This window comes from Sulfurovum sp., assembly GCF_041562805.1.
GTDB lineage: Bacteria > Campylobacterota > Campylobacteria > Campylobacterales > Sulfurovaceae > Sulfurovum.
The window spans coordinates 1-9472 of the sequence record NZ_JBFFOH010000093.1 but is presented as its reverse complement, the minus strand read 5'-3'; the positions used below and the strand labels follow the sequence as shown (position 1 = coordinate 9472).

General features: G+C 38.1%; 8 protein-coding genes and 1 riboswitch. Of the genes, 2 read left to right on the top strand and 6 right to left on the bottom strand.

Annotation, left to right across the window (positions count from 1 at the left end):
• On the top strand, positions 1-459 hold a 459-nt coding region (locus ABYK33_RS10540; protein WP_373033156.1), incomplete at its 5' end, for a M16 family metallopeptidase.
• Positions 460-540: 81 nt separating this feature from the next.
• Positions 541-2355: an ATP-dependent DNA helicase RecG gene (gene recG / locus ABYK33_RS10535; protein ID WP_373033155.1), complete on the top strand. Its 1815-nt coding sequence runs from the start codon at positions 541-543 to the stop codon at positions 2353-2355.
• A gap of 112 nt (positions 2356-2467) precedes the next feature.
• On the opposite strand, the gene hpf is transcribed toward recG, so the two are convergent.
• The 6 genes from hpf to ABYK33_RS10505 form a co-directional block, all read right to left on the bottom strand.
• Positions 2468-3004 (bottom strand): ribosome hibernation-promoting factor, HPF/YfiA family, encoded by a 537-nt coding sequence (gene hpf / locus ABYK33_RS10530; protein WP_373033153.1) that lies wholly within the window; start codon positions 3002-3004, stop codon positions 2468-2470.
• A 130-nt stretch (positions 3005-3134) separates the two neighbouring features.
• Positions 3135-3782 (bottom strand): Tfp pilus assembly protein FimT/FimU, encoded by a 648-nt coding sequence (locus tag ABYK33_RS10525; RefSeq protein ID WP_373033152.1) that lies wholly within the window; start codon positions 3780-3782, stop codon positions 3135-3137.
• A gap of 41 nt (positions 3783-3823) precedes the next feature.
• A complete protein-coding gene (locus ABYK33_RS10520) occupies positions 3824-4306 on the bottom strand; it encodes a type II secretion system protein (protein ID WP_373033151.1) in 483 nt (160 codons plus the stop codon).
• Entirely contained in the window at positions 4306-5124 is an 819-nt protein-coding gene (locus ABYK33_RS10515) for a Tfp pilus assembly protein FimT/FimU (RefSeq protein WP_373033150.1), read from the bottom strand. The genes ABYK33_RS10520 and ABYK33_RS10515 overlap by 1 nt, the downstream gene beginning before the upstream one ends.
• A complete protein-coding gene (locus ABYK33_RS10510; protein WP_373033149.1) occupies positions 5124-5825 on the bottom strand; it encodes a type II secretion system protein in 702 nt (233 codons plus the stop codon). The genes ABYK33_RS10515 and ABYK33_RS10510 overlap by 1 nt, the downstream gene beginning before the upstream one ends.
• The gene (locus ABYK33_RS10505; protein ID WP_373033148.1) at positions 5826-9236 is read right to left on the bottom strand and encodes a hypothetical protein; all 3411 of its coding nucleotides are present in this window, start codon (positions 9234-9236) and stop codon (positions 5826-5828) included.
• Between the two features lie 88 nt (positions 9237-9324).
• Positions 9325-9399: riboswitch (cyclic di-GMP riboswitch) on the bottom strand.
• Positions 9400-9472 lie beyond the last annotated feature (73 nt).

Genomic DNA, 9472 nt, shown 5'->3' with positions numbered 1-9472 from the left:
CTTGGCGGAGCCGGTTTTGGTTCACGATTGATGGAAGAGATACGTGTAAAACGTGGGCTCACTTATGGGGTGTATTCTTCGCTTAGACGTACAAAACCAGTTTCTTATTTGAGTGGATATATGCAAACAAAGCTCAGCACACAAGATGAGGCAAAAGATCTGATACAAGAAGTGGTAGATACTTTCATCAAAGAGGGTATCACACAAAAAGAGCTTGACGATACAAAAAAATTCTTACTTGGATCTGAGCCTTTACGTACAGAAACACTTTCTCAAAGGCTGCATAGAGCCTATGATGACTATTATTATGGAAGACCACTTGATTTTAGTAAAGAGCAGTTAAAAAAGATCGAGTCTGTCACACTTGATGAGGTCAATGCTTTTATCAAAGCACATACGGAGCTGTCAGATATCACTTTTAGTATTGTCACAAAAAAGGAATCTACTCCTAAGAGATAAATATGTCAAATTGACATATTTATCTCTTATCTCTCTAAAACTTTTGTATAATCATTAAAACAGAAGGGAAACAGGATAGAGATGGAAGAAGCAAAACAACTCTTTAAAAAGCTTAAGATCCACACATTGCTTGATTTAGCACTTATCATCCCCACTTCTTATAATGATACGACACTCTCATCAACTCTGGAACTAGGAAAGATCAATACGCTTGAAGCCAAAGTGGTTGACTCGAGTATCTATTCTGGAAAGTTACGCGTCACTTTTAACCTAACCCGATCAGGCAGACGACTCTCTTCTACTTTCTTTAGGGTGACACCTTACCACCATAAGCTTTTTGAAGTAGGGTCAAGTCATGTGATACAAGGCAGACTTGAAGAGTACAAGGGCTACTTACAGATGTCACAACCGAAATCCATCAAAGAGATAGGAAAGATAACCCCTAAGTACAAAACTGTACTCAAAGAGAGTGAGATCTCTTCACTCATCGAGTGTTATGTCAATGAACAAAACCTATATAATGAAGGTTTGGACAGTAAAGAAGTAGCGACAATGATGCATATACACTTTCCCAAAAGTATGGAAGAGGTGTATGAGAGTACAACATTTAAACCTGATTTCCTGATAGTATTAAAATTTCTTGAAGCGTATAATCATTTAAAAAAATTACGAGGGAAAAGAGCAGATTTCCCTGCGCATAGGGCATTAAAAGGTAGCATAGAACCCTTTGTGAATAATCTGCCTTTTAGACTCACACAAGAACAGCAAACGGTTATAGTACAGATACAGAGTGACTTGGCAAGAGAGGACAAAGCAGCCAAAAGAATGGTCGTTGGTGATGTAGGTTCTGGTAAAACAATGGTAATACTCGCATCAGTGATGATGGCATTGCCACATACAAGTATATTGATGGCTCCTACATCACTGCTTGCACTGCAACTCTATGAAGAAGCGTGTAAACACTTGCCCAAACATGTCAAAGTCGCACTTGTAATGCAAGGTAAAGATCAGGGAGATTATAAAGAGGCAGACTTCATCATTGGAACACATGCACTTCTTTTCAAAGAAGATCTACCGCAAGCCTCTTTGGTAATGGTAGATGAACAACACCGTTTTGGTACCAAACAGAGGCAGAGTTTAGAAGCTTTGGTCAGTGCAGGAGACAATAAACCACATTTTATACAGTTCTCTGCGACACCGATACCAAGAACACAGGCCATGATGGAGTCTGAACTTCTTGATGTCAGTCTCATCACTACTACACCTTTTGAACGTGAAGTGTTGACCCAAACTATAAGTAAACAGGATTTTCCAAATTTGTTGACACATATTAAAGAAGAAATAGCACAAGAGCATCAAGTGCTCATCATCTATCCTTTGGTAGAAGAGAGTAGTGAAGTGCCGTACCAGTCTTTAGATGAGAGTAGAGGCTTTTGGGAAGAGAAGTTTGATGCTGTCTATGTGACTCATGGTAAAGACAAGCAAAAAGAAGAAGTTCTACTGGAGTTTAGGGAAAAAGGAAATATACTCTTAGCTACCACAGTAGTGGAGGTAGGTATCTCATTACCCAAACTTACGCTTATCGTTATAGTAGGTGCAGAACGGCTTGGACTGGCTACGTTACATCAACTTAGGGGTAGAGTAGGCCGTAACGGTTTAAAGAGCTGGTGTTACCTTTACTCTAACAGTACAGAGAACTTTAGACTTGAACAGTTCACCCACACAACCAATGGCTTTGACATTGCAAAACTCGATCTTAAATTTAGAGACAGTGGTGACATACTGGATGGTACGATACAAAGTGGTCAAAGGTTTAAGTGGTTAGATATGGCTGAAGATGAAGAAGTGGTTTCCAGGGCTAAAAATAGATTGGGAAGTATGGAAGTCTCAAGTTAGAGAAAAAAGGCTCATGGAACATGTGCCTATGTCTGAAGTTATCGTAGTGTATGGCTTCAGCAAAGCTTAGTACTGGCGTAGGCAAGATGGGCTTTGCCCATTTGCCGTACTATTAATATAATCCGAATTTACCATCCGCTCTTTTGTACATAACACGCATGAGTCCTTCATTGTCGTTAAATACGATAAATTGTCTTTTTTTCTCTGCTTTTAGTGCTTCTATAGCTTCATCAAAATCAAGTGGTTTGTGTAGTTCAAGATCCATCGGGACGATTTCAAGCTCTTCATCTGTGGTGTACTCACTAACCGCTTCTGCCTCTACTCCCATATCTTTAAAGCTCATAACTTTATGATCTTTGACCCTATCGGCATGTCTTCGAAGTGATTTTTTTACTCTCTCTATAGCAAGGTCCATAGCAGCATATACATCTTTATCTACTTGGGTAATTACGATAGTATTTTTATCTTTAAGGTTAATGATGAACTCTGTAACAAAACCTTTTTTCCCATTTTTCTCATTGGCAGCGATAACAGTACTTGCAGAAATAATGTCTAAATGATATTTCTCTAGGCTATCAATTAATGTATCTGCATAAGCTTTTATAGGTTCAGTCAGTTCGAAATGTCTTCCCGTTATACTTTTGTTCATAATATATCCTTAGTTTTAAAGTATAGATATAGCAATATATCCATACTTAATTTTAACTTAAGATACTTAATGGAAGGTAAATGAAGAGGATATGGAGAGCAAATGTATTTTTATGCCCTCACGATAAAATTTAAGAGCCTTCTTGCCCTGCAATGAAAGCATGCCCTGTTTCTGGTTCTATAGTAATAGCAAAAGTATCAGCATCTGACATAGTAAAAGTAAAAGTACATGCTGTGGACATGTAGCTACTGTTATTTGGAGTAGTGGAACCGGAAAAACTAACATGAGGTCTTCCCAAATGGTCAAAGCCAATATGTTTAAGATTGTTACACCCACCTGTCCCATTAACTGCCGTAATACCATACTTTTTAGTAATGAAGATTCTGTCGCTTGATGCAGTAGTGTCGACACCACTTGCACAACTTGCAGTATTTGTCCAAAACATAGGTTTCCCGTTGGCTGGATCGGTAGCAGCTTCATTGCTACTAATGTCACCTAAATAGTCAGTATCAGTACCTATACTTTCAAATAGCCCGGAAGCACTTCCACAAGATTCAAAAGATATTTGCCAAAAGGCTCTTTGCCATGATGATTCATCGAATTTATGTTTATTATCGATGAGTGCTAAGTGTTGAGTGTAGCGTATATCTGAAAGTATACTGTCTGCTGCTTCCTGTTTGAGGTCACGGTCTAGTCTAGGCAGTGCCAATGCTGCGAGAATACCCAGTACAACAATAACGAAAACGAGTTCAAGCATTGTAAAAGCAGATCTTCTCATTGAATGTCCTTTTGGGTTCATAATATTTATATAGTCTATCATCATATCTTTTGTACCGTTCTTTTATGATAAGTGATCCATGGTGCATTCGTACTGCCGCCATGATGATCAGGTTCTTTATAATCAACATAAGCATCAACAATGATTGTTAGAGGTGTTTTTACTGTAGTAACAGCTTCACTTAATTTCCTTGTCGTGGCACAGTTTCCTACTTCTGCTGCAGTACCAATGTAAGCAATATGGGTACGTATTCTATATCCATTACCTATGGTTGGATTGCCTATGGTACTGTTAATAGTGCTTAAACAGTTGACAGTTCTATCGTTACCGGTAACAGCCAGAATGGCATATTCTGTATAGCTGTTTGCGTACAGTGCTGCTTGTTCATTTTGATACTGTGCAGTTGTCTCTTTGACCAGCTTCCCTGATATGTTTAAGACAAGTATAGCTACAGTTGCCATAAGTACTATTACAAAAATAGCTGTAAGCAGAGAAAAAGCTTTTCGTTTTATTTGCCATTTCATTAGAATACCGCCTTTTCTTTACAAGATGGGATGGTTGCGGTATCACCGATATTTTCTTCAACACAGATTTTAAGACGGGTTGTACCTCCCCCGCCTTTAAATTTAAAGTTTGTGACATTTTTGATCAGAAGAGAACTTGTATTACCTATAGTAGCAGCAAAGTCAGGAGCAAAATCATAATAAAGACGAAGGTCTCCATTGGCCTCTACAACAAGCGCATAGGAGGTCCAGGCAAGTTTGTAACGTTCGTTAATAGAAGAAACAGCAGTACCTAATGTAATGGTTTCTGCTGCCCCTGTACCATAATGTGCTACTGTATCATTTGGAAAATAGATGGCAAATGTTCCTGTCCCTCCCAGAAAACCTTGTATCGCATTGGTAAGTGTAAAGTTTGATCCGCGAGTTACGATACTTGTAGCAGAACTTGCATCAAGATCAGCAAAGCCACTCCATCCAGGTTGACGGTTCGCATCAGATGTAATGGCTTCAAAACTGTCACCATCATAAGCAACCCACTGTAGGACTGTGTAGTCATCTTGATTGCCTCCTAATGCTTGATCAAATGTCTCAGCAGTACCTGTTTTTCCTACTCTTCGTACAATCGTTCCCGGAATAGCATAACGTAAACGGTTGGTGATTTGGTTAAGGGCTAATTGTGTTTTCATGGATGCACGATGTTGTGCTCTTTGAACGACATAGTTTTCATAGACTTTTGCGATTATCTCTGCACCTAATGAGGATACAATCCCTAGAATGACTATCACAAAAACCAATTCAAGCATAGATAAAGCTGATCGGTGTGTTTTCATTTTTATCATTAAAACGACCTCTCTTCCAATTTATAGCCACCTATGTTACAAGTAAAGGCTCGTAACATAATATCTTTTTGTAGTTCGCCAATACCACTTGTACTGGTTAAATTAACGGTAATGGATTTTATATTGGTGGTTGTGCCTCCTGGAGCAGCAAAGGGTACAAAAGTGACAGTTGATTGGTTGTATCCTCCAGCAACACCGTCTCCTGTGTATGCTATGCTGGTGGCAATGTTGACAGTGGCTTTTTCTGCATAGTCTATAGTTGCTGCTTCAATATTGGCAAGAGATGTACCACCAAAATCATCTATATCATCTAGGTCTCCACCTTCAGATCCGAGTGTGGTGGAAGCATTGAGATCACTGTTCTCTACATCAGAGAGTATAAATGTTCTTTGACTAGCCATAGGTGTACCTACACGCCTTGCAGTAGTGCCACTTTCATCAAAGGCCGAGTCACCAGAAGTCACATGTAAAATTGGAAAAAGGTAATTTTCCTGAGTATTTTGTTCATCCCATGCATATCCCATAACCATATTCACTCTTGATGCTGCTTCATTTATACCTTCTTGCTGTAAGGCCACAAAAGTACTTTGTGTTGCCGTACTTATGAGCATTGGAGCTGACATTAGTACAATGCCCATAACAACAATAGCAAATATAAGTTCGATCATGGCTATGGCAGGTCGTAATATTTTAATTTTCATTTACCATTCCAATCGTTTATTATTTTTCGTGTTTACATCATCACCTACAACATGACCAGTGTCTCCTTTACCTACCCATCCTGAAGCACCCAAGAATTTAACTCGGTAGAATGGTATAGGTGGAGTAGTTGCACTAAATTCGTTATAGATGAGCCATCTGTCTGTGTAGTCGGCTGGGGCAGCTGCTGCTGGATCATTCACTACTAAATTAATAGGAACCAGTAATGGAGGAAGAGTAGTTCCACGACTTACATTAACATTTGGGTCTTCCCCTTCACTGATGATAGTAACTGAAGTGTCATTCAATGCTGTAGTAGGTGCACTTACTAATTCTATAGTGCCATCCATGCCACCAAGCGTAGGGTTATTATTGTGATCCCATGATTTCCACCAATTCGCTTCATTGGTCTGTGCGACCAGTGCCATAATATTTCTATTTTGGCACTCTGTGTAGCCTAGGTCACAATACACTATTACGGAAACAGGTGTGTCTATGTTGTTGTTTATCGTTTCATAGTATGTTTGTGCCGGCTTTGCTCTACCATACATGAAAGTAACATTTTGATCCATGTTTATATTTCCAAAAATTTCATGATTATTTGTCAGATCCGCATAGATACCTGTTGGAGGTGTAGTGTAGGTCAAGTTGAAATCTCTCATATGGATATCTCTTGGGTTTAATGGTACATTCATAGCTCTTACGAAGTTATACCCAAGATCCATAGTAATTTTACCTTTCATGTCTTTTTCAAAATAGGATTGATCTTGATCAATTACAAGCGGTACGATCGGGTTAGTTGTTGCAAGGTTATACTCACTAAATATACCATTTTCTCTTGCTCTGATAATGACACTTGAATCTGTTGAATTATGATCTATTAGATCATACGATAAATAGGGTTCTTGAGTAGGGACTGTATGATTATAGTTTTGATAGAGTGACATATCAATACTGTCTGCATAACAATTATCCACAAAGTTACTTAGAGGGAGACCATCTTTTCCTACAGCTGCAAAAGTACCTTGGACATTGTAAGACATGTTTTCATCTATGCCATCTGGATACACATTAAGATCAGGGGTATTAATGTATACAAAAGTGTTATTTGACCCGTCATTTGTTGGTCTTGCACCCACTGTGAGTCCGTCTGTACTAAATTCGTATGGATGTACACGTAATGCAATATCTTTGTATTCTATGCTATTGTTAATATTAGTGTGGTTATCAGATGAGATATCACACCCACTTACATTAGTAAGATTTACTACACTAAATCCTGTTAGTGTATTCTGACTAGGTACTGCAGATGTATCCCAAACACAATCTTTTCCAGTCAAAAAGTAGCCAGCCCCTTGTCCTGTTGTATGATGTGTCATGAGTGTTGGATCCCAGTCAACTCTAGTCCATAGTCTGTCAAACATAGTTAAATTGTATTTACCAATTTGAGCACTGCTGAGATTGAGATCTGCTCCTCCATTGAGTAATGTTACTGTTTTATTGTGATCTGCTGTATCATTGCAGTAGGTTGATGATGGATTGAGTAATGCAGGCCATGCTAACCTAAAAGAACGTTGACTGTCGTTTCCATCCATGAAAAATCCTACATCATAACCAGGTGTTGCATTATCATCTAAATGATTGGTCGCACGAATTTGAAGTGCATAGTTGTATCCGGCTGCTACATGATATGGTGTATTATTTGTATGGTTTCTGTTTTGATTTGCTGCTAAATCATCATTGATAGCAACGAGACTTTGTTGTGTGGGATCATTTTGATCTTGATCATTTAGAGTCATACGGTAACTTTCTGGACGTATGGCAAAGTTGTCACGTGAACAGAGGAAGTTCACATCAAATCCATAAATACATTCCATGCAGATTGCTAATTCCCCTGGTGTCATTGCAGAAGCAGCAGCTGTACCAGCATTATTACAAAATTGTGGAATTTTATCTATATTTTTAGGTTTACCATCAACATCTTGCGCACAATTCCCACCATTATACTTAATGGCTTCCGTAAAATTATTAACATTATAGCATGTTGTTGCACCTGCATTAGGTGGACAAGTGACTGCTTCAGTATCTAGTAAATCACCACTTCCCGCACCATTATATGTTATTCTGAATGCAGCATTTTCTCTTGCAATACTGTAGAATTCAGGTGCTGTAGAGATGAATGGACCATTTATTGGAATCTGGTCAGAGAGAGCACCATTGACAATGGCATCGGTAATGGTAGTATAATCAAAATCTGTACGTGATACGTTGTTATCAAAAGTGAGCCATATACGAGGTGTTAGTGCACTATCAGGTTGCGCACAGGAAGTAGCAATTCCATCATATTTTGCTGCATCGATTAACTCTACAGCAACAACAGTAGAGACATTTTTTCTCTGATAGACATTATCCGCTTCATAGGCAGCTACAACAAAGTCACCTACACGATTGGCTGTTTGTGTTGGAAGATTATATTTGTTTAGATATGTGAGTATACTGTCTTCTACATTGAAGATACCATAAGCGGGTGTATAATTTAGAGAATTATTGTTACATAAAGGTATTGTGCTGTCAATTACAATATTGTTACCTGTATAATTCAGTCTAACATTGAGAAGTATATCAATTTCATTATCCAGAGGCGATAAATCATAATTCAGATAGAAAAAGTCTCTACTTATGACATCATTGATAGCTATGTTATTGTTGTAGCTTACACTACTGTTGACATCAGTGACATTCGTAGCAGTAAGCTCTCCAGGTTGTATTACCCAGGTAGAATTGGGAACATAAGTGGCTTGAGATACATTTATATCAAAGATATCAACGGTTAAATCTTCCATGGCAGTATCTGCAGGATCTATATTTTGGATATAGAGCTCGACAGTGATATTGTCATTCGTGAGCCCTGTACCTTGGATACGGGGGTCAAAAGAGCCATTATTGTCCTCGGTAAAGTATACGTTATTTTGTTTGTAAGCATAATCATAACAGATATCTACAGGAAGAGCAGGTTCAAAGTTTAAGGTGATATTGTAGTCAGCATCATTGTGGAAATATTCCGCATGAATATAGAGAGTTTCTGTATCCGTTACATTAACAGTTACATATCCACTTGTTTCACCATTACCAATACTCAAAATCCCATCATCGTCACATGCTTCCTTACTTACATAAATATTTATCTTTTCAGTGGCACTAAAGCTTAGCGTTACTTGTCCGTAATCACCAGGGGTATACCTATAATAATCATCTTCATTTGTATCGTCTATGAGTGCTGCATTAAGAACACTGCCAGATATAACACTACCAGGACATGAATTGGATGCAGCTGATAATTGAGATGTGCTGAGTAGTAGAAATAGAAGAGATGGTAATAGATATAATTTAAAAAAAATAGTAAAATTCTTCATGATAACACCTTATAATACTCATATATAATATGGAGCGAAATTTGTATGTACATCTGAAAAATGATGAAATAAGCGTTATGGCTTACGATTCGGTAACCCGGCGATCTACTAGAGACCCGCAGCTTTCCGTCCTTACTTCACAGCAAGTTTGGCTTTTTCTCTATGTAATACTTGACTAGAGAATATCATAGTTAATATAAAATTGATATTAAATAATAATTAATTATATTGCTTTT

Excerpts from the sequence above, each read along its gene's own strand:
- ABYK33_RS10520 (WP_373033151.1), bottom strand. The coding sequence starts at position 4,306 with ATGAAATGGCAAATAAAACGAAAAGCTTTTTCTCTGCTTACAGCTATT.
- ABYK33_RS10505 (WP_373033148.1), bottom strand. The coding sequence starts at position 9,236 with ATGAAGAATTTTACTATTTTTTTTAAATTATATCTATTACCATCTCTT.
- recG (WP_373033155.1), top strand. The coding sequence starts at position 541 with ATGGAAGAAGCAAAACAACTCTTTAAAAAGCTTAAGATCCACACATTG.
- ABYK33_RS10515 (WP_373033150.1), bottom strand. The coding sequence starts at position 5,124 with ATGATAAAAATGAAAACACACCGATCAGCTTTATCTATGCTTGAATTG.
- ABYK33_RS10525 (WP_373033152.1), bottom strand. The coding sequence starts at position 3,782 with ATGAGAAGATCTGCTTTTACAATGCTTGAACTCGTTTTCGTTATTGTT.
- hpf (WP_373033153.1), bottom strand. The coding sequence starts at position 3,004 with ATGAACAAAAGTATAACGGGAAGACATTTCGAACTGACTGAACCTATA.
- ABYK33_RS10510 (WP_373033149.1), bottom strand. The coding sequence starts at position 5,825 with ATGAAAATTAAAATATTACGACCTGCCATAGCCATGATCGAACTTATA.